Annotated in this window: 18 protein-coding genes; 9 read left to right on the top strand and 9 right to left on the bottom strand. The window is 70.0% G+C overall.

The genetic code is table 11. The annotated features are described in order from the left end of the window. Window positions 1–3 precede the first annotated feature (3 nt). Window positions 4–2,517, bottom strand: coding sequence for a ThuA domain-containing protein (locus OKJ99_RS19785; protein ID WP_326018093.1), 2,514 nt, complete (start codon window positions 2,515–2,517; stop codon window positions 4–6). Between the two features lie 257 nt (window positions 2,518–2,774). On the opposite strand from OKJ99_RS19785, the gene OKJ99_RS19780 reads away from it, so the two are divergent. Continuing rightward, window positions 2,775–3,719, top strand: coding sequence for a multicopper oxidase domain-containing protein (locus OKJ99_RS19780; protein ID WP_326018166.1), 945 nt, complete (start codon window positions 2,775–2,777; stop codon window positions 3,717–3,719). 60 nt (window positions 3,720–3,779) lie between these two features. Here OKJ99_RS19780 and OKJ99_RS19775 read toward each other — a convergent pair whose 3' ends face one another. Both OKJ99_RS19775 and OKJ99_RS19770 read right to left on the bottom strand, forming a co-directional pair. Further along, a complete protein-coding gene (locus OKJ99_RS19775; RefSeq protein WP_326018092.1) occupies window positions 3,780–5,405 on the bottom strand; it encodes an amidohydrolase in 1,626 nt (541 codons plus the stop codon). Window positions 5,406–5,572: 167 nt separating this feature from the next. Beyond that, window positions 5,573–6,199: a TetR/AcrR family transcriptional regulator gene (locus tag OKJ99_RS19770; protein ID WP_326018164.1), complete on the bottom strand. Its 627-nt coding sequence runs from the start codon at window positions 6,197–6,199 to the stop codon at window positions 5,573–5,575. Between the two features lie 71 nt (window positions 6,200–6,270). On the opposite strand from OKJ99_RS19770, the gene OKJ99_RS19765 reads away from it, so the two are divergent. Both OKJ99_RS19765 and OKJ99_RS19760 read left to right on the top strand, forming a co-directional pair. Beyond that, the gene (locus OKJ99_RS19765; RefSeq protein WP_326018090.1) at window positions 6,271–7,743 is read left to right on the top strand and encodes a purine-cytosine permease family protein; all 1,473 of its coding nucleotides are present in this window, start codon (window positions 6,271–6,273) and stop codon (window positions 7,741–7,743) included. 76 nt (window positions 7,744–7,819) lie between these two features. Then, window positions 7,820–9,442 carry a GMC family oxidoreductase gene (locus OKJ99_RS19760; protein WP_456115190.1) on the top strand — a complete coding sequence of 541 codons (1,623 nt, stop codon included), beginning with the start codon at window positions 7,820–7,822 and terminating at the stop codon, window positions 9,440–9,442. An 18-nt stretch (window positions 9,443–9,460) separates the two neighbouring features. On the opposite strand, the gene OKJ99_RS19755 is transcribed toward OKJ99_RS19760, so the two are convergent. Continuing rightward, window positions 9,461–10,681 carry a glycoside hydrolase family 64 protein gene (locus OKJ99_RS19755; protein ID WP_326018163.1) on the bottom strand — a complete coding sequence of 407 codons (1,221 nt, stop codon included), beginning with the start codon at window positions 10,679–10,681 and terminating at the stop codon, window positions 9,461–9,463. A 246-nt stretch (window positions 10,682–10,927) separates the two neighbouring features. On the opposite strand from OKJ99_RS19755, the gene OKJ99_RS19750 reads away from it, so the two are divergent. Together OKJ99_RS19750 and OKJ99_RS19745 are read left to right on the top strand one after the other, a co-directional pair. Continuing rightward, a complete protein-coding gene (locus OKJ99_RS19750) occupies window positions 10,928–11,719 on the top strand; it encodes a VOC family protein (protein ID WP_326018086.1) in 792 nt (263 codons plus the stop codon). Between the two features lie 94 nt (window positions 11,720–11,813). Then, window positions 11,814–12,056 carry a WhiB family transcriptional regulator gene (locus OKJ99_RS19745; protein WP_326018084.1) on the top strand — a complete coding sequence of 81 codons (243 nt, stop codon included), beginning with the start codon at window positions 11,814–11,816 and terminating at the stop codon, window positions 12,054–12,056. Window positions 12,057–12,110: 54 nt separating this feature from the next. On the opposite strand, the gene OKJ99_RS19740 is transcribed toward OKJ99_RS19745, so the two are convergent. The 5 genes from OKJ99_RS19740 to ssgD all read right to left on the bottom strand — a co-directional run bounded on the left by OKJ99_RS19740 (window position 12,111) and on the right by ssgD (window position 18,742). Further along, a complete protein-coding gene (locus OKJ99_RS19740; protein ID WP_326018082.1) occupies window positions 12,111–13,088 on the bottom strand; it encodes an acyl-ACP desaturase in 978 nt (325 codons plus the stop codon). A 94-nt stretch (window positions 13,089–13,182) separates the two neighbouring features. Continuing rightward, the gene (ddaH, locus tag OKJ99_RS19735) at window positions 13,183–13,959 is read right to left on the bottom strand and encodes a dimethylargininase (protein WP_326018080.1); all 777 of its coding nucleotides are present in this window, start codon (window positions 13,957–13,959) and stop codon (window positions 13,183–13,185) included. A 110-nt stretch (window positions 13,960–14,069) separates the two neighbouring features. Further along, window positions 14,070–16,370, bottom strand: a complete 2,301-nt coding sequence (locus OKJ99_RS19730) for an excinuclease ABC subunit UvrA (RefSeq protein WP_326018078.1) — start codon at window positions 16,368–16,370, stop codon at window positions 14,070–14,072. 90 nt (window positions 16,371–16,460) lie between these two features. Continuing rightward, window positions 16,461–18,101: an ABC-F family ATP-binding cassette domain-containing protein gene (locus OKJ99_RS19725; protein WP_326018076.1), complete on the bottom strand. Its 1,641-nt coding sequence runs from the start codon at window positions 18,099–18,101 to the stop codon at window positions 16,461–16,463. 281 nt (window positions 18,102–18,382) lie between these two features. Continuing rightward, complete coding sequence (gene ssgD / locus OKJ99_RS19720) at window positions 18,383–18,742, bottom strand: spore wall synthesis regulator SsgD (protein ID WP_326018162.1); 360 nt, start codon at window positions 18,740–18,742, stop codon at window positions 18,383–18,385. Window positions 18,743–19,065: 323 nt separating this feature from the next. On the opposite strand from ssgD, the gene OKJ99_RS19715 reads away from it, so the two are divergent. The 4 genes from OKJ99_RS19715 to OKJ99_RS19700 are packed head-to-tail and all read left to right on the top strand — an operon-like array spanning window position 19,066 to window position 23,067. Further along, the gene (locus OKJ99_RS19715; RefSeq protein WP_326018074.1) at window positions 19,066–20,121 is read left to right on the top strand and encodes an ABC transporter ATP-binding protein; all 1,056 of its coding nucleotides are present in this window, start codon (window positions 19,066–19,068) and stop codon (window positions 20,119–20,121) included. A gap of 28 nt (window positions 20,122–20,149) precedes the next feature. Continuing rightward, complete coding sequence (locus OKJ99_RS19710; protein ID WP_326018073.1) at window positions 20,150–21,373, top strand: ABC transporter substrate-binding protein; 1,224 nt, start codon at window positions 20,150–20,152, stop codon at window positions 21,371–21,373. Between the two features lies 1 nt (window position 21,374). Further along, the gene (locus OKJ99_RS19705; RefSeq protein WP_326018071.1) at window positions 21,375–22,241 is read left to right on the top strand and encodes an ABC transporter permease; all 867 of its coding nucleotides are present in this window, start codon (window positions 21,375–21,377) and stop codon (window positions 22,239–22,241) included. A gap of 10 nt (window positions 22,242–22,251) precedes the next feature. Further along, entirely contained in the window at window positions 22,252–23,067 is an 816-nt protein-coding gene (locus OKJ99_RS19700) for an ABC transporter permease (RefSeq protein WP_326018069.1), read from the top strand. The last annotated feature ends 9 nt before the right edge of the window (window positions 23,068–23,076 follow it).

Genomic DNA, 23,076 nt, shown 5'->3' with positions numbered 1-23,076 from the left:
GGGTCAGCCCTTCCTGGCCAGCTGATCGGCCGCCGGAGTCGCCCCGCCACCGGTGTAAGTGACCTTCCACAGCGCCGACTTGGCGTCGGAGGTGAAGAAGCCACGCCCGTAGTCGAGGACGTACAGCGCACCGTCGGGACCGAACTTCCAGTCCATGAGGTTCTTGATGCCGTCGTTGCCGATCGGAATGATCTTCTTCAACGACTCGGAGTGGACCGGGATCGAACCGTCGCCGTGCGTCTTCGGGTCGGTGAGGACCGCGTTGCGCGGCTGGTCGGAGTCGTAGAAGTCACCGACGAACCACTTGCCGTCCCAGTAGCTCGGCCACTTGTCCGCGTTCGGGACCGACGCGTCGTAGCGGTAGACGGGCCCGTCCATCGCGGCCTGACCGCCGCCCTTGAGCCACGGCAGCAGGTACTTGGCCTCCTCCTTCTTGTACGAGGGCACGCCGTTGGCGTCGCGCGGGTAGTCGGGCGCCCCACCCTGCGGCGAGTACCAGATGTTGTTCCCGGTCACCGGCGGCAGGTTGACGAGGCCGTTGTTGTTCGGCGACTCGTTCTTCGGGTGGTCGCAGTCGTACCAGCCCAGCGGCTTGGTCGGGTCCGGCAGATTGCGGTCGCGGTAGGGCTGCTTATTGCCCATGCAGTAGGGCCAGCCGCGGTTGCTCGCCTTGGTGATGACGGCGAACTGGTCGTACTTGGCCGGGCCCCACGTCGTGGACGGCTCGCCCGCGTCGGGGCCGACCCACCCCGCGTACAGGGTGTCCGTTTTCTTGTCGACCGAGATGCGCGCCGGGTTGCGCACGCCCATCACGTAGATCTCGCCGCGCGTCTTGCCGCCGCCCTCGGCGTCCTCCTTGCCGGTGAAGAGGTTGCCCTCCGGCAGGGTGTACGTCCCGTCGGCCTCCGGGTGGATGCGCAGGATCTTGCCGTTCAGGTTGTTCGTGTTGCCCGCGGTGCGGCGTGCGTCGGCGAACGAGACGCCCTTGTAGTTCGGCTGCGGGTTGTTGCCCGAGTAGCCGTCGCTGAACTGCGAGGAGTTGTTGTCACCGGTGGCGATGTACAGGTTCCCCTTGGAGTCCCAGGCCATCCCGCCACCCGCGTGGCAGCAACTGTGCACCTGCACCGGCCACTTGAGCAGTACCTTCTCGCTGCTCAGGTCCAGCTTGTTCGTGGTGAGGTCGAGCGTGAAGCGCGAGACGCGCCGCTCGGCCAACTGCTTGTCGCGGTCGAGCTGCGAGTGCGGCGTGTAGTGCAGATACACGTACCCGTTCCGCTCGAACCCCGGGTCCAGCTCGATTCCGAGCAGCCCCTCCTCGACCTTGACCAGCTCGTCCCCGCCGCCCTTGTTGCCGAAGACGGTCAACTCCCCTGCGAGAGTCACCTTCTTGGCCTTCGGGTCGTAGACGTGGACCTGCCCCTTGCCCTTGCCGACGTCGGGATTGTTCCAGTCGGTGATGACCGGCTGGGACGAGTCCGCGCCGCCGCGGCCGATGTACAGCACCCGGCCGTCGGGCGCGGTGACCAGCCCGTGCGGCTCGCCGATCTGATCGCTCTGACCCGGCTGATTGGCCTGAGTCAGGCGCTCCGCCTTGTAGTTCGCGTTGATGGCGGCCTTGCAGTCGGCGCGCACGAGACGCGTCGTCCACAGCAGCGCCCCGCGCAGATGGTCGCGGAAGTCCACCTCGTCGTACGAGGAGACGGTGCCGCCCATGCCGGTGTAGAAGGACCGGCCGCCGTCGTAGTCACGGCACCAACTCACCGGGTGGTCGGCGCCGTTCGCACCCTCGCCCGGCTTGTACGTGGTCTCGTTGACCCGCGCGACCGTGTGTACGTCGCCGGACGGGTTCTTCGCCCAGTTCAGCCACTGGTCGGCGCGTTTCCACTGCACCGGCAGGTCCTTCGTCGCCGGGTTCTGCCGGTCGCCGACCTCAACTGTCGCGCGCTGTGCGGCAGTCGGTGACGACGCGGCGGGCCGGGCCCCGATCAGACCGGTGAACCAGTCCGAGTACGGCTCGGCGCGGGCCGCGTCATGGACGCCGGCGAATCCGCCGCCCGCCTCCATGTACGCCTCAAGGCCCGCCTCCTGGTCGGGGTCGAGGACGTCGCCCCCGCCGGTCAGGAAGACGACCGAGTTGAAGCGCCCCAGCTTCGTGGCGTTCGTGAACACGGAGGCGTCGTCCGTCGCCGTGATCGTGAACCGCTGGGCCTCGGGCCCGGACCGGCCGATCTTCTCGATCGCCTCGATGCCCGCGTTGACCGTGGGCGACTCGTCGCCGCCGGCCGCGGACCCGTAGAACACCAGGACCCGCACATTCGCGCCGCCGGGTGGCGACTTGACGGACATCGTTGTCGGAGACGGCTCCGGCGCCGGGCGCGCGCTGGCGACCGGGCCGCTCAGCAGCCCGGCGGCCAGGGTTCCCACGGCGACCCCGGCCGCCCAGACGCGTGCACGTCTGCTTCTGTTCGCTCTGAACTCTCGTACGGGTAACGGACTTTGACGCGACAACCGCCGCATGTGTTCACCCATCCCTCGTCGGACACAGCAACAGCGCGGTGGAAGCTAGACCCCTTTTTGTGGTCCGCCAATAGGTATGACCGGGATGACGCAAACTTTGTCCTTAGTGTGGATAAACGAAGATCGTGTGGCTACGGTGCCCCTCGCGATGTGAAAGTCCTTACGAGGATGGGGAGTTGGCCGTGACAGAGCGCGACGAACCTCGCGACGAATCGACGCAGGCGACTGAACGGGACAGGCGCGCGCTGACCCGGCGCATGATGATCGGCGGCGCCGTGGCGGCCACGGCCGGGGTGACATCGTTGTCCATCGGGGCGTCGGCGGGACCGGCCGCAGGCGCGGACACCCCGGCGCGCACCGCGCCCGCGGGCGGCGAGGTCAGACGCCTCACGCTGTACGCCGAGAAGCTGGCGGACGGTCAGCTCGGCTACGGCTTCGAGAAGGGCAAGGCGTCCATCCCCGGCCCGCTCATCGAGCTCAACGAGGGCGACACCGCGCACATCGAGTTCCACAACCTCACGGACGTCGACGCGAGCCTGCACGTGCACGGCATGGACTACGAGATCTCCAGCGACGGCACGCGGATGAACCGCAGCCACGTCGAACCCGGCGGCACCCGCACCTACACCTGGCGCACGCACGCGCCGGGCCGCAGGCAGGACGGCACGTGGCGGGCCGGAACCGCGGGCTACTGGCACTACCACGACCACGTCGTCGGCACCGACCACGGCACGGGCGGCATCAGGAAGGGCCTGTACGGCCCGGTGATCGTGCGCAGAAAGGGCGACATCCTGCCCGACCCGGGGAAGACCTTCACGATCGTCTTCAACGACATGACGATCAACAACAAGGCCGCCCACGAAGCCCCCAACTTCGAGGCCACGGTGGGCGATCGCGTCGAGATCGTCATGATCACGCACGGCGAGTACTACCACACGTTCCACATGCACGGTCACCGCTGGGCGGACAACCGCACCGGCATGCTCGCGGGTCCCGACGACCCGACCCAGGTCCTCGACAACAAGATCTGCGGCCCGGCGGACTCGTTCGGGTTCCAGATCGTCGCGGGGGAGGGTGTCGGGGCCGGGGCGTGGATGTACCACTGCCACGTCCAGAGCCACTCGGACATGGGGATGGCGGGCCTGTTCCTCGTGAAGAAGGCGGACGGGACGATCCCGTCGTACGACCCGCCGCACCACTGAACACCATGCCGAAGCGGTACGCCGAACTCGGCGACGTACGCGCCGACATGGAGAACGTGCCTACAGTGACGCGGCCCGGTGCGTCACACGACCGCCGAGTACCGTCAACTGCACGGGTACGTCAGGGAGTTCGGTCGCCGGAGCGGCGACCGGATCCACGGCGAACGCCGTGAGGTCCGCCCGGAACCCGACCGCGATCCGCCCCGCGGTCCGCTCCTCGCCGGCGGCGTATGCGGCGTTCACGGTCATCGCCCGCAGCGCCTCCGTACCGGTCAGGGCCTGCTCAAGGCCGTGCGGCGGCTGCGTCAGATCGCGGCTCGGACGCCGGTGCCGGGCGCCGGCCAGCACCTCCAGCGGCGGATACGGCGCGATCGGCCAGTCCGAACCCAGCACCACGCTCGCCCCCGCGTCCCACAGATCCCGGCACCGCCAGGCCCGCCCCGCCCGCTCCTCGCCGAGCCGCCGCGACCAGTTGTCGCTGTGATCGGCCCGCGTGAAGTCGCAGCAGTGCGTGGGCTGCATCGACGCGATCACCCCCAGCTCGGCGAACCGCCGCACCGTGTCGTCCGGCACCGTCTCGATGTGCTCGACACGATGCCGTACGTCGCCGGGGGCCCCGGCCCGCGCCTTCGCCACGGAATCGAGCGCGTGCCGCACCGCCGCGTCCCCGATGGCGTGCGTCGCGGTGGGCACACCGGCGCGGTGCAGCGCGGCGATGACCTCGGTGTACGCGGCCGGGTCCGGCCAGAACGCGTGCGTCGACTCGCCGTGGCAGTCGGGGCGCTCCAGCCACGCGGTGCCGTTGTCGATGGTGCCGTCCATGAACAGCTTCACGCCGTCGACGGACCACAACTGGCCGCCCCGCTCCTGCAGTTGAACCAACCGGCTCACAGCATCGGCGTCCGCTCCCGGCTGACACCACGGCGCGACCCGCAGCCGCACGGCAAGCTCCCCGGCCGCGTCCAACTCCTCGTACAGCTCAAGGCTGTCGCCATTGGCGTCCATGGCGTGCCCGCCGGTGAGCCCGCTCGCGGCCATCTCCCGCAGCGTCCGCGCGAGCCGCTCGCGGCGCTCGGCACGGGTGGGCCGCGGCGCGGCCCGCTCGACCAGTTCGCACGCCGCGTCCTCCAGGAGCAGCCCGGTGGGCCGACCCGCCGAGTCGCAGACGATCTCGGCGGCCTGGTCGAAGGTGCGCGGCCCGTCGATCCCGGCGAGTTCGAGGGCACGGGGGCTCGCCAACATCGAGTGCGCGTCGAAGAGTTGGAGCAGCGCGGGAATCCCGTCGAGCACGGGCGCGAGCGCCGCGGCCGCCACGGCCTGCTCCCCGAACACGTTCGGATCGAGCCCCCAGGCGTGCAGCCACGCGCCGTCCGCGAGCGACTCCTTCGCGCGCCCGAGCTCGGCGCGCACGTCATCGAGGCTCACGCACCGCGACAGGTCGACCCCGGCGGTGAGCTCGGCCCCGGACGCGGGATGCGTGTGCCCGTCGACCAGCCCGGGCGTCACGACGGCGCCCTTGAGGTCGATGACGACGGTCCCGGGCCCGGCGAGCGCGCGTATCTCCCGGTCGTCACCGAGCGCGGTGATGACTCCGTCGGTCGAGGCGAGCGCGCTGTGCGCTCCGGCTCCGCCGCCGACCGGGTCGAGGAACCGGGCGTTGAGGAGGATCAGGTCGGGGTGGTGCATGGTACGGATCTCCTTAAGGATGGTTCGGCCGCCCCGGCCGACGTCGGCATACGGTCCGAGGAATCAAGCCCTGCTGTCGACGCAAGGCGCGGACAATAAAGCCTCGCTCTTGGACGAGAGCCCGCGGGGTCCGGGGCGGAGCCCCGAGGGCGGAGGGCGTCGCAGGCCTATGGGCCCAACGCCCCCTCCCGGAGGCCAAGTTCACGCTCGGCGACCCGAAACGCCATCCGGGCCACCCCGGCCGGCAGGCCCTTGGCATCGCCGACCGGATCCGCCCCCAGCCCGTCCAGCACCACCAGAATCTGCATCGCCACGACCTCCGGATCACCGGTCCGGAACTCCCCGCGTTCCACGCCTTCCGCGATGAGCGCCGTGAGCCGCCCCCGCCACGCGTCGCCCTGCCGCGTGACGCGCACCCGTAGCGAGTCCCGATACCGGCTCAAGTGCCGCGCGTTGATCCACAACTGGCTGATGTCGTCCCACGCGGGCCCGGAGGTCCGCGCGAGAAACCCGGCGAGCCGCTCCACGGCCGGCGTGTCCCCACCCCCCTCGGGGAGAAGCGCGTCGAGCTCTCCCGTGGCCGCGCTCCCGAACGCCTCCGCCACCAGCTCCTCCGCCGAGGGGAAGTAGTGGCTCACAAGGCCCGGACGCACGTCCAGATCCTCGCCGATGCGCCGCAGCGTGATGCACTCCAGACCTTCGGAAAGCGCAATCGAAGCGGCCTTCGCAACGATTTCCGCACGTCTGGCGGCCGGAGATTTTCGGATTCGCTTGCGCTCAACGCTTGACGACATGCCGATCACGTTATTGAGTGTGCGACCAATAAGCAAGCAGGTGGGACGAGACCAGCACCCCGGAGGGCCCCATGGCGTCCACGCTTCCCGACCCGTGTCCAGACACGGACGGCACGGGAGAAAGCACCGCAGACGCGCCGCCCGCCGAAGAGCAGGCGGCGGCCACCCGCATCGAGGCCCACGGCATCGACCACATCCCCGACTCCGAACGCCGCGGCAGGGCCCGCGAGTTGTTCTCGGTCTGGGCCGCGGGCGGCATCAACTACCTGAGCCTGGTGGTCGGCGGCGCCCTGATCCTGATGGGCCTGAACCTGTGGCAGGCCCTCGCCGTGCTGGTCGTCGGCAACCTGTTCTGGATCCTCACCGGCTGGCTCTCCGTCTCGGGCCCGGCGGCCGGCGCGCCCAGTGAGGTCATCACCCGCGCCCTCTTCGGCGTCATCGGCAACCGCGTGAACAACGCGATCGTCGGCTGGGTGATCTCCGTCTGCTACTTCGCCCTGAACCTGTCGGCCGCGGCCGTCGCCGCGTTCTCGCTGGTCGCGAAGGTCGGCATCCCGGTGAACACGGGAGTGAAGGCCGCCGTCATCGTGGTCATCGCGGCGCTCACCCTGGTCATCAGCGTCTATGGCCACGCCCTGATCATGAAGCTGTACCTGCCCATCGCGCTCGTTCTCGCCGCGGCCTTCCTCGTCGTGGCCGTCGTGGTCGTCCGGCACGCCGACTTCGGCTACGTACCCGCACACCACCTCACCGGGATCGACCTGTGGGCCACGGTCCTCGCCGGTGTCACCCTCATCGCCTCGGGCCCGCTGTCGTACACCACCAGCGCGGACTTCTCCCGCTATCTGCCGCGGACGACACCGAAGCGCGCGATCGTCGGCTGGACCGCGCTCGGCGGCTTCCTGCCGGGCGTGCTGGTCTCGGCCCTCGGTGTGCTCGCCGCCACGACCGTCGACATGGCCGACCCGCAGGCGGCCCTGGAGAAGATCCTGCCCGGCTGGTTCGCGCCGGTCTTCCTGCTCGCCCTGGTCCTCGGCACCATCGCCATCAACGCCCTGACCGCGTACAGCGCGGGCCTCGCGCTCCAAGCCGTCGGGTTGCGCATCCGCCGCTCCGTCAGCGTCCTGTTCGACGGTACGGCCGCCGTCGCGCTGACCCTGTACGGGCTCCTCGTCTCGAACTTCCTCGACACCGTGAACAACGTGCTGCAGTTGACCGTCATACTGCTGGGTCCGAGCATGGCGATCTACGCGACCGACATCGTGCTGCGTCGTAATCGCTACGACGGTCCCGCCCTCGCCGACGAGTCGCCCGGCAGCCCGTTCTGGTACCGCGGAGGCGTCAACTGGGCGGGCGCGCTCTCCCTGTTGGCGGGTGCCGCACTGTCCGCCCTCTGTGTGGACACGCTCTACTTCACCGGCCCGATCTCCGCCGCCCTCGGTCACGTGGACCTCGCGCTGCCGGTCGGCATGGTGGTGGCATGCGCCTGCTACACCCTGACGATGCGGCGCTCGGTGGCACTGCGGAACGTGACCGCCCCGTGACGCGATCCACCCGCATCCCGCACAACCGGCCCTGGACAGCGCCTACTCCGGAGTAGAGCATCGGTGCCACCTGTACATGGCATTGATCATCGAGGGAGCCGCGTTGAGCAAGGACCGTACGTACGACTACGTCATCGTCGGGGCCGGATCCGCCGGCTGCGTGCTGGCCGGGCGGCTCTCCGAGGATCCCTCCGTCAAGGTCGCCCTCGTGGAGTCGGGGCCGCGCGACCGCAAGACCGAGATAAGGATCCCGGCCGCGTTCCCGAAGCTGTTCAAGACGCCGTACGACTGGAACTACGCGACGACCAAGCAAACCGCCCTGGACGACCGGGAGTTGTACTGGCCGCGCGGCCACACGCTCGGCGGCTCCTCCGCCATCAACGCCATGATGTGGGTGCGCGGCCACCGCGCCGACTACGACGCCTGGGGCGAGGCCGCCGGGTCCCCGTGGTCCTACGACGAGTTCGTGCGCTACTTCCAGCGCGCCGAGCGGTGGCAGGGTGCGGCGCGCGCGGACGGCGAGGACACGGTATACGGCACGGCGGGGCCGCTGCACATCTCGCCGCCGCGCCACCCGAACCCGACCACGGCCGCGTTCCTCGACGCCTGCCGGGCCCAAGGCCTGTGCGAGCTCGACGAGTTGAACCAGGACGACCACTCCGGCTTCGCCCTGACCCCTCTCAACCAGTACAAGGGCCGCCGCTGGAGCGCCGCCGACGGCTACCTCAAGCCCGCCGCGCGCCGCCCCAACCTCGACGTCTACACCGACGCCCGCGTCACCCGCATCGACTTCGACGGCACCCGCGCCGCCGGCGTCGTCGCCTCCGGGGTGTCCGCCGGTGTCCTGCGCGCCACCCGCGAGGTCATCCTCTGCGCGGGCGCCATCAACTCGCCGCAGCTGCTGCAACAGGCGGGCATCGGCGACCCGGAGACCCTCGCGGAGGCGGGCATCGACACCTTCGTCGCGTCGCCCGACGTCGGCCGGCACCTCCAGGACCACTTGATGTACCCGCTGAACGTCCGCGCCGCGAAGCCCGTCACGCTCACCGGCGCCGACTCGCCCGCCAATATCGCCCGGTTCCTGCTCGGCGGACGCGGACCGCTCACCTCGAACGTCGGCGAGGCCGTCGCCTTCCTCGCCACGAGTCCCGAACTCACCGCACCCGACATCGAGTTGGTCTACGCACCGGTGCCGTTCGTGAACCACGGCCTGGAGGCGCCGACCGAGCACGGCCTCACCGTCGGCGTGATCCTGCTCCAGCCCAAGAGCGAGGGCCGGATCACCCCGGGCGGCCCCGACGGGAAGCCGCGGATCGACCCGGACTACCTGGCCCACGAGGAGGACGTGCGCACGCTCGTCGCCGGTGTGCGCCGCGCCGAGGAGTTGCTCGCCCAGAGCGCGCTGGCCGCGCACCACACCGAGCCGATGGGCGGCTACCCCGGTGTCGTCGACGACGAGGCGCTGACCCGCTCCGTCCGCGCGAACGCCGAGACCCTCTACCACCCGGTCGGCACCTGCCGGATGGGCTCCGACGAGGGCTCGGTCACCGACCCCCGCCTCCGCGTGCGCGGCACCGAGGGCCTGCGCGTCGTGGACGCCTCCGTCATGCCGCGCATCACCCGCGGCCACACGCACGCGCCCACGGTCGCCCTCGCGGAACGGGCGGCGGACCTGATCCGCGAGGACGCCACCAAGTAGCGCTGTTCCTGGGGGGAGTTACGAGCCCACGGTCACCGTGAACCGGCGCGGATTGCCGTCGTGCGCCGCGCCGGACACGTCCGGCTGGCCGTCGGCCTGCACGTCGTCGTACGGGAAGGCGTAGCCGATGGGCGAGTTGGCGTGCAGGATGCGCGACCAGTGGTTGGTCGTGGCGTCCTGGTAGTAGTCGGCGGTCGTCGCACCGTTCGGCTGCGAGGCGTGCGTGAGCATGATGCTGCGGTTGAACCCGGCGGCGAGGCGGGACAGGATGCCCTTCTTGTCGTCGGAGTCGCCCGGGTTGTTGGCGAACGGCCCGTGGTTGCAGGTGAAGACGTCCTTCGAGGCGGGCTTGGTGAAGGTGTGGCCGCCGTTGAAGGTGAGGGTGTCGCCGCTGACCCGGCCCGTGAACACGCCGCGCCCACCCTGTAGGTCGATCTTCAGATCGGTCGAGGCGTACTTCTCCCACACCTTGTCGATGTAGGCGCTCCACACGTCGCGGAACGGCATCTCGTCCGGCTTGTCGAAGTACGGCGCCATGAGGTTCTGCGGGGAGATCGCGCGCAGCACCTTGCCGTCGTCGCCCTTGATGACGAGCTTGTCCCAGGGCTGCCCGTCCTTGGCGGCCTGCGCCGCGAGATCCGCGGCGATCTTGTCGACGGCGCCGTCCGGGAGCGGGGCGACGGTGTGCGTGGCGTCACCCTCCAGCTTCAGCCCGATGGGCAGGGCCGTCACCAGGTCGACGTAGCTGATGTTCGCGTACAACTGGTCGGAGTTGAAGGTGAATTCGCAGAACGACCAGGTCTTGCCGTAGTTCGCGTCCTCCTTCGTGGCGAAGGCCGGCTCGACCAGCGAGGGTCCGGGGTTGAGGAAGAAGTCGAGCGTGTCGTCACGGACGAAGTAGACGCGGGCGCCGTACATCTGAGGCAGCGTCACGACCTTCGGTTCCGAGCCCGCGGCGCCGAGCGGGATGGCGCAGTCGACGGGCAGCGGGGTCTGCGGGGCGCTCGGCGATTCTGGGTGGTAGACGCTGCCGTCGGAGCGCAGCAGCACCCAGTTGCCGGTCCCGTCCTCGTGGCCGGTGACGTACGCGCGCACGGTTCCGCTCAACGACGTGTTCTGCAGGGCGAGTTCGCATGTGGCCGGGGCGGCGCCCGCGGTCCATGAGGGAACCGTGAGTGCTGCGGCGGTGGTGGCGATGCCCGCTCCGGCGCCGGCGAGAAATATTCTGCGCGAGATCACGATGGGCACTCCCTGAATGTGGGGGGTGTGTGGGGGAGCCCCACTGTGGCGAGAGGGGACGGAGTCGTCAATACTTCGTGCAGGGAGCGCTCCCACGTTTTGTTTTCGTTCAACCGTTGAAGGCGGAGCGTTCGGTTCCTTTGGTCTGAACCAGCCCAGGTCAGCGTGGTGCGAGGGCGGTTGTCAGTGCCCGGTGCAAGACTCTGCAGTCCGGAAAAGAAACCCTCGACGAGGAGGGCAAGACCCATGATCACTACGGAGTTCGTGGACGGCGCGCCGAACTGGCTGGACCTCAGCACCCCCGACATGGACGGCGCGAGGACCTTTTACGGCGGTCTCTTCGGCTGGACCTTCCAGTCGGCCGGCCCCCAGGCCGGCGGGTACGGAATGTTCCAGATCGAAGGCAGGACGGTGAGCGGCGCCATGACCGTCACCGCCGAGCAGGGCGAGCCCGGCTGGTCCGTGTACTTCCAGAGCGCGGACGCGGATGCCACGGCGAAGGCGGTCGAGCAGGCGGGCGGCACCGCCGCGCTCCAGCCGATGGACGTCTTCGACCTGGGCCGCATGGGCGTCTTCGCCGACCCCGCGGGCGCCTACTTCGGCATCTGGCAGCCGGGGAAGAACAAGGGGCTCGAGTACATCAAGGACGACGGCGGGCTGAACTGGGTGGAGTTGTACGTCCCGGACGTCGCCGCCGCGAGGCGTTTCTACGGCTCGGTCCTCAACTGGGGCGCGTTCGACGTCGAGTTCCCCGGCGGCAGCTACACGACGGTCAACCCGCCGGGCACGGACGAGAACGCGATGTTCGGCGGTATCGTCCCGCTGGCCGCCGACCCGGTGGAGGCCGAGGCGGGCGCGCACTGGCAGCCGTACTTCCACGTCCCGGACGTGGACGCGACGGCGGACCGCACGCAGGAGCTGGGCGGCACGGTGCGCTCCGAGCCGGTCAACATCCCCGGCGTCGGGCGGATCGCGAAGCTGACGGATCCGTACGGCGCGGCGTTCGCGGTGCTCAAGGGGGACCCGGAGCAGCAGTGACCGTTCGGGCATCCGCGGCGTCCGCGGTGCCCGACTGCCGCCCGTTGATGGAGCGTTGATCAAACGTTTTTCGGCGGGCGGCAGACTGGCCGGCATGTACGCGAACACGACCCTTACGCCTGCCGGCCCCACCTGGCAGGACCAGGCCCTGTGCGCCCAGACCGGTGCCGAGTTCTTCTTCCCCGAGCCGGGAAGCTCCGTCCGCGAGGCCAAGACGATCTGCGGCCTGTGCCCGATCCGGCAGAGCTGCCTGGAGTACGCCCTCACCCACGACGAGCGGTTCGGGGTGTGGGGCGGACTCTCGGAGAAGGAGCGACATCGGCTCAGGCGGACCTGACGCGTCCGGCGGCGCTGCGGGTGCCCCGGTCCGGGGCACCCGCGTGAGGTGCGGTCAGGCGCCGGCCGCGCGCGCCGCCATCCGCGCCTTGCGGGCCGCCAGCTTCTCGTCGAACTTCGAGGCCTCGCCGTCGAGACCGTTCATGAAGAGGCCCAGTTCCTCCTGCGCCTGGAGGCCCTCGGGGCCGAGTCCGTCGATCTCCATGACCTTCAGGTAGCGCAGGACGGGCTGGATCACGTCGTCGTGGTGGATGCGCAGGTTGTAGACCTCGCCGATCGCCATCTGCGCGGCGGCCCGCTCGAAGCCCGGGATGCCGTGTCCCGGCATCCGGAAGTTCACGACGACGTCGCGGACGGCCTGCATCGTCAGGTCGGGCGCGATGTCGAACGCGGCCTTGAGCAGGTTGCGGTAGAAGACCATGTGCAGGTTCTCGTCGGTCGCGATGCGCGCGAGCATGCGGTCGCAGACCGGGTCGCCTGACTGGTGGCCGGTGTTGCGGTGCGAGACGCGGGTGGCCAGCTCCTGGAAGGAGACGTAGGCGACCGAGTGCAGCATCGAGTGCCGGTTGTCCGACTCGAAGCCCTCGCTCATGTGCGACATGCGGAACGATTCGAGCTGGTCGGGGTCGACGGCGCGCGAGGCGAGCAGGTAGTCGCGCATCACGATGCCGTGCCGGCCCTCCTCCGCCGTCCAGCGGTGCACCCACGTGCCCCACGCGCCGTCGCGGCCGAACAGCGAGGCGATCTCGTGGTGGTAGCTGGGGAGGTTGTCCTCGGTCAGCAGGTTGACGATGAGGGCGATGCGGCCGACCTCGGTGACCTTGGACTGCTCCTTGGACCAGGCCTCGCCGTCCTCGAAGAACTCGGGGAAGTTGCGGGCGTCGGACCACGGCACGTAGTCGTGCGGCATCCAGTCCTTGGCGACCTTGAGGTGCCGGTTGAGCTCCTGCTCGACGACTTCTTCCAGCGCGTGGAGCAGGCGGGCGTCGGTCCACGTGGTCGACGAGCCGAGGCGGGGGGAGATGACGGTCACGGGGGCTCCTGGGGGACGGAGGTAATGCGAGCGGAGATACCTACGGTGTCGTAGGTTACGTTGCCGTAGGTTAAGCGGCCCATAAAGATCGTGGTTACGTGTGGAGCTCTCGCAGTCGAACTGAGAGGCAGGTCACACACCCCTCCAGCTTTTCGAACTCGGAAATGTCCACCAGGACCGGCTCGTACCCGAGATCGGCGAGCCGCTCCGCTGACTTCGGCGCGCTCTCCGCCATGAGCAGCCGGTCCTCGCCGAGCAGCACCACATGCGCCCCGGACTCCTCGGGCACCGGCAGGAAGCGCGGGAACAGCGAGGCGTGCTCGACCAGCGGTGGATGACCGATGACGGTGCCGTCGGGCAGTGCGGTCACCGCGGTCTTCAGGTGCAGCACCTTGGACAGGGGGACGGCGACCACGCGCGCGCCGAGCGGCTCGAAGACGGCGCGCAACTGCTGCACGCCCGCCGCGTTGGTGCGCCCGCCACGCCCTACGTAGATCGTGTCACCGATCTTCAGTACGTCGCCGCCGTCGAGAGTGCCCGGCTCCCACACCCAGTTGACGGAGCAGCCGAGCCGCGCCACGGCCTCCTCGACCCCCGGCGTCTCCGGGCGCCGCGACTCGGCGCCGGACCGGGTGATCAGTGCCACGTTCCGGAAGACCACCACCGTGTCCTCCACGAACACCGCGTCCGGGCACAGGTCGACCGGCTCCACCAGGAACGTCTCCCAGCCATGTGCCTCCAGCGCGGCCACGTACCCCTTCCACTGCTCCTGCGCCTTCGCGGCGTCGACCGGGGTCCGCTCGATGTGGGTGACGAGCCCGTCCGCGAGGCGCGGGCCGGGGCGGCGGACGAGGGCCTTCTTGCTGGGCACGGCGGGCTCCATGGCGACGGATGGGCGACGGATGGGCGACGGATGAGCGACGGACAAGGGTGACGGTGCCCACATCATGCACAGGGCGACACGTGTCGCGGAATCCCCTGTTACGCGGCCGTCACTTCCCCCTCACCATGCCTGTCCGCGCCCGCGACCGCCCGCCGCAGGTGTTCCGCCGTGAACGAGCCCTCCGCGTCAAGGAGTTGGGCCGGTGTGCCCTCGAAAAGCACCTCGCCGCCGTGCCGGCCGCCCTCGGGGCCCAGATCGATGATCCAGTCCGCCCGCCGGACCACATCGAGGTTGTGCTCGACGACGACCACGGTGTTGCCCGCGTCGACGAGCCGGTCGAGCAGCGCCACGAGCCCGTCGACGTCCGCCATGTGCAGCCCGGTGGTCGGCTCGTCCAGGACGTACGTCGCCGCGGAGCGGTGCAGCTGCGTGGCCAGCTTGATGCGCTGGCGCTCGCCGCCGGACAGGGTGCTCAGCGGCTGCCCGAGCGTGAGATAGGTGAGGCCGACGTCGCGCAGGGCGCGAAGCCGGCGGCGTACGCCCTTGTCGTCGAGGTCCGCGAAGTAGTCGAGGGCCTGCGCGGCCGTCATGTCGAGCACGTCCGCGACATTGCGGCCGCGCACGGTGCGGCCGAGCACCTCGTCCTTGAAGCGCCGCCCGCCGCAGGCCTCGCACACCGTGGTCACCGGGTCCATGAACGCCAGATCGCTGAGGATCACGCCGCGGCCCTCGCAGCGCTCACAGGCGCCGCCCGAGTTGAAGCTGAACAGGCCCGGCTCCGTGCCCGTCTCGCGCGCGAACACCTTCCGTACGGTGTCCATGATCCCGAGGTACGTCGCCGGGGTGGAGCGCCCGGAGATCCCGATGGACGACTGGTCGACGACCACGGCCTCCGGGTGCGCGGCGCACAGCGCCCCCGAGACGAGGGAGCTCTTGCCGGACCCGGCGACCCCGGTGACGGCGGTGAGCACCCCGGTCGGCACCCGCACGGTGACGTCCTTGAGGTTGTGGACCCGGGCGCCCTCCACCGTCACGTGGCCGGTCGCCGCGCGCGGGCGCTCCTTCACCCCGCCCGTGCGGCGCAGGCACCGGCCCGTGAGCGTGTCCGCGCGCCGCAGCGCGCCCGGCGTGCCCTCGAACACCACGCGCCCGCCGTCGGCGCCGCCCGCCGGGCCCATGTCGACGACGTGATCGGCGACGGCGATGACATCGGGGTCGTGCTCGACGACGAGGACGGTGTTCCCCTTGTCGCGCAGCCGCAGCAGCAGATCGGCCAGGCGTCCCACGTCGCGCGGGTGCAGTCCCACGCTCGGCTCGTCGAAGATGTACGTCATCCCGGTCAGGCTGGAGCCCAGGTGCCGCACGGTCTTCAGGCGCTGGCCCTCCCCGCCGGACAGCGTCGACGTCTCCCGGTCCAGGCTGAGATAGCCGAGACCGATCGCCTCGATGCGCTCCAGGGCGGTGACGGCGGCCTCGGCGATCGGTCCGGCCACGGCGCCCTTGATACGGCGCAGCACCGGGATCAGCTCGCCGATCTCCATGCGGGTGCACTCGGCGATGCCCAGGCCCTCGACGCGGGTGGCGAGCGCGGCGGCGTTCAGGCGCGCCCCGTCGCACGCCGGACAGGTGCCCTCGGTCAGATACCGGCCGACCAGGTCGCGCGTGCGTCCGCTCAGCGTCGACAGGTCCCGGTTGAGGTACAGCCGCTCGAAGCGGTCGGCGAGCCCCTCGAAGTCGATGTCGCGGCGGCCGCCGGTGTTCGCGACGTTCACGGTCCCACCGCGCCCGCGCATCAGGAACTCGCGCTCGGCGGCGGTGAAGTCGCGTACCGGCTTGGCCGTGTCGAGGTCGGTGGTGTTCGTGTAGGTCTGCCCCTGCCAGGTCCCCGCGGCGAAGGGCGGGAAGGCGATCGCGCCGCCCGCGAGGGACTTCGACGGGTCGAGGATGCGCTCGTAGTCGGGGCGCACGGTGCGTCCGAGCCCGTCGCACTCCGGGCACATCCCGCTCGGGTCGTTGAACGAGTAGGCGGTCGCGCCACCCGCGCTCGGCGTCCCGTGCCGCGAGAACAGCACGCGGATCACCGAGTACACGTCGGTCATCGTGCCGACCGTGGACCGGGAGTGCCCGCCGATCGGCCTCTGGTCGACGACGATGGCGGGCGTCAGCTCCTCCAGCGCGTCCGCGTGCGGCTTCTCGTGCTTCGGCAGCCGGTTGCGGACGAACCAGGTGTACGTCTCGTTGAGCTGGCGCTGCGACTCCACGGCGATGGTGTCGAAGACGACGGACGACTTGCCCGACCCGGACACCCCGGTGAAGACGGTGAGCCGCTCCTTGGGGATGCGCAGGGTGACGTCCCGGAGGTTGTTCTCGCGGGCGCCGACGATGTGCAGGTACTTCATGTCGCCGACGCTAGGCGGGATACCCGACACGTTGTGTCGGGTATCCCGAGCCGACCTGACCGGCGCCTGCCCCCGGCCTCTGACCTGCCCTTACTCGGCGCCCACGGCGCCCTCCGTGAGCTCGCCGTCGAGGTGGAGCCAGCGGGTGATGCCGATCGACTCCAGGAAGGGAAGATCGTGGCTCGCCACGATCAGCGCGCCCTCGTACGACTCCAGGGCCGACGTCAGCTGGGCCACGCTCGCGAGGTCCAGGTTGTTCGTCGGCTCGTCCAGCATCAGCAGCTGCGGGGCGGGCTCCGCGAGCATCAGCGCGGCGAGCGTCGCCCGGAACCGTTCGCCTCCGGACAGGGTCCCGGCGGGTTGATCCGCCCGCGCCCCCTTGAACAGGAAGCGGGCGAGCCGCGCCCGCACCCGGTTGTTCGTGGCGTCCGGCGCGAACCGGGCCACGTTCTCGGCGACGCTCAAATCGTCGTTCAGGACGTCCAGACGCTGCGGCAGGAAGCGCAGCGGCACATGCGTCTCCACCTCGCCCGCGACCGGCGCCAGCTCGCCGGCGATGGTGCGCAGGAGCGTCGTCTTGCCGGAGCCGTTGCGGCCGAGCAGCGCGATCCGCTCGGGGCCGCGCAGCTCGAACTCGCCCGCCACGCGCGCCCCGAAGGCCGTCGTGATGTTGTGCAGCGACAGCACGGAGCGGCCCGGCGGCACGGCCGTGTACGGCAGGTCGACGCGGATCTCGTCGTCGTCGCGCACCGCCTCCACGGCCTCGTCGAGACGCTCCTTCGCCTCGGCGAGCTTCTCCTCGTGCAGGATGCGGTGCTTGCCCGCGGAGACCTGGGCCGACCGTTTGCGCAGCTTCATCACCGCCCTCGGCTCCCGCTTGGTGTCGTACATCTTCTGGCCGTACCGCTTGCGCCGTGCCAGCTTGACGTGGGCGTCGGTCAGCTCGTTCTTCTGCTTCTTGAGATCGGACTCGGCGACCCGCACCATCCGCTCCGCGGCCTCCTGCTCGGCGGCGAGCACCTCCTCGTACGCGGTGAAGTTCCCGCCGTACCAGGTGACCTCGCCGTCGCGCAGATCGGCGATCTGGTCGACGCGGTCGAGGAGTTCACGGTCGTGGCTGACCACGATCATGACTCCGGACCAGCCCTCCACGGTGGCGTACAGGCGCTGTCTGGCGCGCAGGTCGAGGTTGTTGGTGGGCTCGTCGAGCAGCAGCACGTCGGGGCGGCGAAGGAGGAGTGCGGCGAGCCGCAGCAGCACGGACTCGCCGCCGGAGACCTCGCCGATCGTGCGGTCCAGGTCGATGTGGCCGAGACCGAGCTCGCCGAGCATGGCCCGCGCCCGCTCCTCGACGTCCCAGTCGTCGCCGACCGCGGTGAAGTGCTCCTCCCGTACGTCGCCGCCCTCGATGGCGTGCAGGGCGGCGCGGGTGCCGGCGATGCCGAGGGCCTGGTCGACCCGGAGCGCCGTGTCGAGGGTGACGTTCTGCGGGAGGTAGCCGACCTCGCCCGACACCCGCACGGTGCCGTCGGCCGGGGTCAGCTCACCGGCGATCAGCTTCAGCAGGGTCGACTTGCCCGACCCGTTGAGGCCGATGAGCCCGGTGCGGCCGGGGCCGAAGGCGACCTGGAGGCCGTCGAAGACGCCGGTGCCGTCGGGCCAGGCGAAGTCGAGGGCGGTGCAGGCGACGGAGGCGGGGGCGGCGTGCGAATAGCTCTGGGGATGTGACATGAGGTGGCCTCGCGGTTGCTCGGTGTGAACGGTGGGATGCAACGCGTTCGAGACACCGCGGGGGCACGGAAGGCCTGCTGCGGGAGGACGGCTCGGGGAATACCGAGGTCGCGCACACGGCGGCACGGACACGCGAGGGCGTGTCATGCGCGGTGTCTCAGGACCTCAGTCGAGCAACGTCCTACTCCTATCGACGGCAACAGAACCGTCAACCAAGATAGAAGCACCTGTGGGGGCCGTCAAAGGATTTAACTGGCGCCGGATCTCATCAGGCACCGGATCTAACAGGCGTCGCGCAGCAGCTCCTCCAGGTCGGCGTCCACGTCCACGTGCGACGCCTCCTCGCCGACCGGCACCAGGTCCGTCGTCTCCGCCAGGAAGCGGCGCAGCTCGCCGGTGCGGATGTGCACGATCGCCGTGCCCTCCGTCGCGTGGAACTCCAGGACCGTGCGGTCGTACCCGTACGGCTTCACGCGCACGTCGCCCGCGCCCGCGGGGCTCGACACCCCGCTGGAGAGCAGGTCACGGGCGAAGGTCCAGCTCACGGCGACGCCTTCGAGGGTCGCCGGGGCCGGGAAGGACATGCGCACGGCGAACGGGTCGCGCACGTCGTAACGCAGAGTCGCCGGAATGTGCGCCATGCGCGGCGCGGCGGCGACGAGACGGGCCTCGACGGCTTGCTCGATGACGGACAACGCCTGCTCCCTTGTGACGGCTGGACGGTGGGACCACTGCACGGCCTCATATGAATAGACGGCGGAATGAGGGAATCCGTGCGCTTGAAGCCGGTCGAAATTCGAGTGACCTCTGTCACCGGATCCAACCCTGGTGTGGGTGTGACCGTCGGCACTACCGGGGCGGCGGGTGCGCCGGGTGCGGCGGATATGTCGATTCCGGCACAAACGTGATCGGCGGGCTGCCCGCACCCTTGTGGCCGACGTTGAAGTGTGCATGATCTACCGCTATGGCTATCGCCGAGGAGAGCGCAGCGATCGGGCTGCAGGGGCTGCGCAAGTCGTTCGGCGAGGTGCGTGCCGTCGACGGAATCGAACTCGACGTCGCCGAGGGCGAGTTCTTCTCGCTGCTCGGGCCCTCCGGGTCCGGTAAGACGACCGTCCTGCGGCTCGTCGCCGGCTTCGAGACACCCTCGGGCGGCACGATCCGGCTCGCGGGCGAGGACGTGACCCGGCGCGCACCCTTCGAGCGCGACGTCACCACCGTCTTCCAGGACTACGCCCTGTTCCCGCACATGAACGTCGAGCAGAACGTCGGCTACGGCCTGAAGGTGCGCGGCGTCCCGCGCCGGGAGCAGGCCGAGCGGGTCCGCGCCGCCCTCGCGTCCGTGCGGCTCGAGGACTTCGGCGGTCGCAGGCCGGGACAGCTCTCCGGCGGCCAGCGCCAGCGTGTCGCCCTGGCACGGGCGCTGGTGGTGCGCCCCCGCGTCCTGCTGCTCGACGAGCCCCTCGGCGCCCTCGACCTGAAGCTGCGCGAACAGATGCAGGTCGAGCTGAAGGAGCTGCAACGCGAGGTCGGCATCACCTTCGTCCTCGTCACCCACGACCAGACCGAGGCCCTCGTCCTCAGCGACCGCGTCGCCGTCATGAACGCGGGACGCGTCGAACAGGTCGGCACACCAAGGGAGTTGTACGAGGGCCCGGCCTCCGCCTTCGTCGCGTCCTTCGTCGGCACCTCCAACACGCTCACCGGATCCGCCGCCGAACTGCTCGTGGGGAAACCAGGGACGTTCGGCGTCAGACCCGAGAAGATCCGGCTCCTCGACCCCGGGGCGGAGCACGATCGCGTCGATCACAGCGAGGTGCGCGGCACCGTGGCCGACGCCGTGTACCTGGGGGACAGCACCCGCGTCGTCGTCGACACCGACGCGGGCGTGCGCTTCGTCGTCGTACGCCAGAACACCGGGCCCGACGACGACGCGGCGGACGCGCCCGCGCCGCCCGGCGCCCGCGTCCTGCTGCGTTGGCACCGGCGGCACAACGTCCCTCTGCACCAGCCCAGTTGACTCACCCCGACGACCAGGGAGTGTTCACGTGCGCGCAACCCGGACCCTGATGGCCGCCACCGCGCTCGGTGGGCTGCTGCTCGCCACCGCCTGTGGCTCCTCCGACGACGGCGGTGGCGGTGGCGGTGGCGCCAAGAGCGCGCCCGGCGGGCAGGGCTTCACCCCGCCGAAGATGTCCGCCCCCAAGTCCCTCGGAAAGACCGAGGGCAAGGTCAACCTGATCGCCTGGGCCGGCTACGCGGAGGACGGCTCCAACGACCCCAAGGTCGACTGGGTCCACCCCTTCGAGAAGCGGACCGGCTGTCAGGTCTCCACGAAGGTCGCCGGGACCTCCGACGAGATGGTCAACCTGATGAAGACGGGCCAGTACGACGCCGTCTCCGCGTCCGGCGACGCCTCGCTGCGCCTGATCGCGTCCGGCGACGCCGCACCGGTCAACACCGACCTCGTGCCCAACTACCGGGATGTTTTCCCGGGGTTGAAGATGCAGCCCTGGAACTCGGTCAAGAAGGTCGCGTACGGCATCCCGCACGGCCGCGGCGCCAACCTCCTGATGTACCGCACGGACAAGGTGAAACCCGCGCCCGACTCCTGGAAGGCCGTCTTCGACGACGCCGGGCGGCACAAGGGCCGCGTCACCGCCTACGACTCGCCGATCTACATCGCCGACGCCGCGCTGTACCTGATGAAGACCAAGCCGGACCTCGGCATCAAGGACCCCTACGCGCTCGACCAGAAGCAGTTCGACGCGGCGGTGAGCCTGCTGAAGAAGCAGAACGCCAACGTCGGCGAGTACTGGAGCGACTACCTCAAGGAGGTCTCCGCGTTCAAGAGCGGCGACTCCGTCGTCGGCACCAGCTGGCAGGTCATCCTGAACACCGCGCAGGGCGAGAAGGCCCCCGTGAAGGCGGTCCTCCCCAAGGAGGGCTCCACCGGCTGGTCCGACACCTGGATGGTGTCCGCGAAGGCCGAACACCCCGACTGCGCGTACAAATGGCTCGACTGGATCGTCTCGCCGAAGGTGAACGCCCAGGTCGCCGAGTACTTCGGCGAGGCCCCCGCCAACGCGAAGGCGTGCGAAGAGACCAGCGACCCCAAGCACTGCGCGACCTATCACGCCGACGACGCCGCGTACTGGAAGAAGGTCCACTTCTGGACGACGCCCATCCCGCAGTGCCTCGACGGCCGCACCGACACCAAGTGCGTGCCGTACGCGAAGTGGGTGCAGGCGTGGACGGAGATCAAGGGGTGACGTGTCACTGACCTCGAAGAGGGTCGCCGGGGTGCTGCACCGCAGCCCCCGGCTCCGGCTCTCCCTGCTGCTCGCCGCGCCCCTGACCTGGCTGATCGTTGCCTACCTCGGCTCGCTCGCGGTCCTGTTCCTCTCCGCGCTGTGGACCACGGACCCGTTCACCTCGGACATCGTGCGGACCTGGACACTGGACAACTTCAAGGCCCTGTTCACGACCGCCGTGTACCGCCAAGTGGCCCTGCGCAGCGTGGGAGTCGCGCTGGGGGTGACGGCACTGTGCGTCGTCATCGCGTTCCCGATCGCGTTCTGCACGGCGCGCGTCGCGAAGCCGCGATGGCGCCCGCTCCTGGTCGTCGCGATCCTCACACCGCTGTGGGCGAGCTACCTCGTCAAGGCGTACGCGTGGCGCGTCATGCTCGCCCAAGGGGGCCTGCTCGACTGGCTGTTGAGGCCCTTCGGCCTCGACGCGCCCGGTTACGGACTCGTCGCGACGGTCCTCGTCCTGACCTACCTCTGGCTCCCGTACATGATCCTGCCGATCCACGCCGGCCTCGAACGGGTCCCCGACAGCATGCTCGACGCCTCCGCCGACCTCGGCGCCCGCACCTGGCGGACCTTCCGCACGGTGCTGTTCCCGCTCGTCCTGCCGTCGGTCGCGGCGGGCTCGGTCTTCACGTTCTCGCTCAGCCTCGGCGACTACATCGCGGTCCAAATCGTGGGCGGGAAGACGCAGTTGATAGGCAACCTCGTCTACGCGAACATCACGCTCGACCTGCCGCTGGCGGCGGCGCTCGGCACCGTGCCGGTCGTGGTCATCGTCCTGTACCTGCTGGCGGTGCGCCGCACGGGCGCGCTCAGCAGCCTCTGAAGGGGGCTAGATGCACCTCTCCCGCCCCGCACGCGTCGCGCTCCGCGTCGGCGCCGTCCTCGGCTTCGCCGTCATCTACGTCCCGCTGCTCCTGGTCGTGGTCAACTCCCTCAACCCGGACCGGAGTTCGGGCTGGCCCCCGCCCGGCCTCACCTTCGACTGGTGGCGCGACGCCTGGCACAGCGCGGGTGCGCGGGACGCGCTGTGGACGTCGCTGAAGGCCGGCGTCGGCGCCACGGCGATCGCCCTCGTCCTCGGCACACTCGTCGCGTTCGCGGTCTCCCGCTACCGGTTCTTCGGCCGCGAGGCGATCTCCTTCGCGGTGGTCCTGCCGATCGCGCTGCCCGGCATCGTCACCGGCGTCGCCCTCAACACGGCCTTCCGCACGGTCCTCGAACCGATCGGCATCGGCCTCGGCCTGTTCACGGTGATCGTCGGCCACGCCACGTTCTGCGTCGTGGTCGTCTTCAACAACGTGGCGGCCCGGCTGCGCCGCTTCGCCGGCTCGTACGAGGAGGCGGCGATGGACCTGGGCGCCGACACCTTCCGCACCTTCCGTGACATCACGTTCCCGCTGATGCGCTCGGCGCTGGCGGCGGGCGGCCTCCTCGCGTTCGCGCTGTCCTTCGACGAGATCGTGGTGACGACGTTCACAGCGGGCGCGGGCGTCCAGACGCTCCCGATCTGGATCTTCTCCAACATGGCCAGGCCGCAGCAGGCCCCCGTGGTCAACGTGGTGGCCGTCGTCCTCGTCCTGCTGTCGGTGATCCCCGTGTACGTGGCGCAGCGGCTGTCGTCGGACACGGCGGCGGGGAGCCGGGTGTGACCAGGGCTT

This window comes from Streptomyces endophyticus, assembly GCF_035798155.1.
In the GTDB taxonomy this organism is placed as follows: Bacteria; Actinomycetota; Actinomycetes; order Streptomycetales; family Streptomycetaceae; genus Streptomyces; species Streptomyces endophyticus.
Note: the sequence above shows the minus strand (reverse complement) of the source record. Positions and strands in the feature narration are given on the sequence as shown.

Coding starts and splice junctions, on each gene's coding strand:
- OKJ99_RS19785 (WP_326018093.1), bottom strand. CDS start 2,517: ATGCGGCGGTTGTCGCGTCAAAGTCCGTTACCCGTACGAGAGTTCAGA.
- OKJ99_RS19780 (WP_326018166.1), top strand. CDS start 2,775: ATGATGATCGGCGGCGCCGTGGCGGCCACGGCCGGGGTGACATCGTTG.
- OKJ99_RS19775 (WP_326018092.1), bottom strand. CDS start 5,405: ATGCACCACCCCGACCTGATCCTCCTCAACGCCCGGTTCCTCGACCCG.
- OKJ99_RS19770 (WP_326018164.1), bottom strand. CDS start 6,199: ATGTCGTCAAGCGTTGAGCGCAAGCGAATCCGAAAATCTCCGGCCGCC.
- OKJ99_RS19765 (WP_326018090.1), top strand. CDS start 6,271: ATGGCGTCCACGCTTCCCGACCCGTGTCCAGACACGGACGGCACGGGA.
- OKJ99_RS19760 (WP_456115190.1), top strand. CDS start 7,820: ATGGCATTGATCATCGAGGGAGCCGCGTTGAGCAAGGACCGTACGTAC.
- OKJ99_RS19750 (WP_326018086.1), top strand. CDS start 10,928: ATGATCACTACGGAGTTCGTGGACGGCGCGCCGAACTGGCTGGACCTC.
- OKJ99_RS19745 (WP_326018084.1), top strand. CDS start 11,814: ATGTACGCGAACACGACCCTTACGCCTGCCGGCCCCACCTGGCAGGAC.
- OKJ99_RS19730 (WP_326018078.1), bottom strand. CDS start 16,370: ATGAAGTACCTGCACATCGTCGGCGCCCGCGAGAACAACCTCCGGGAC.
- OKJ99_RS19725 (WP_326018076.1), bottom strand. CDS start 18,101: ATGTCACATCCCCAGAGCTATTCGCACGCCGCCCCCGCCTCCGTCGCC.
- ssgD (WP_326018162.1), bottom strand. CDS start 18,742: ATGGCGCACATTCCGGCGACTCTGCGTTACGACGTGCGCGACCCGTTC.
- OKJ99_RS19715 (WP_326018074.1), top strand. CDS start 19,066: ATGGCTATCGCCGAGGAGAGCGCAGCGATCGGGCTGCAGGGGCTGCGC.
- OKJ99_RS19700 (WP_326018069.1), top strand. CDS start 22,252: ATGCACCTCTCCCGCCCCGCACGCGTCGCGCTCCGCGTCGGCGCCGTC.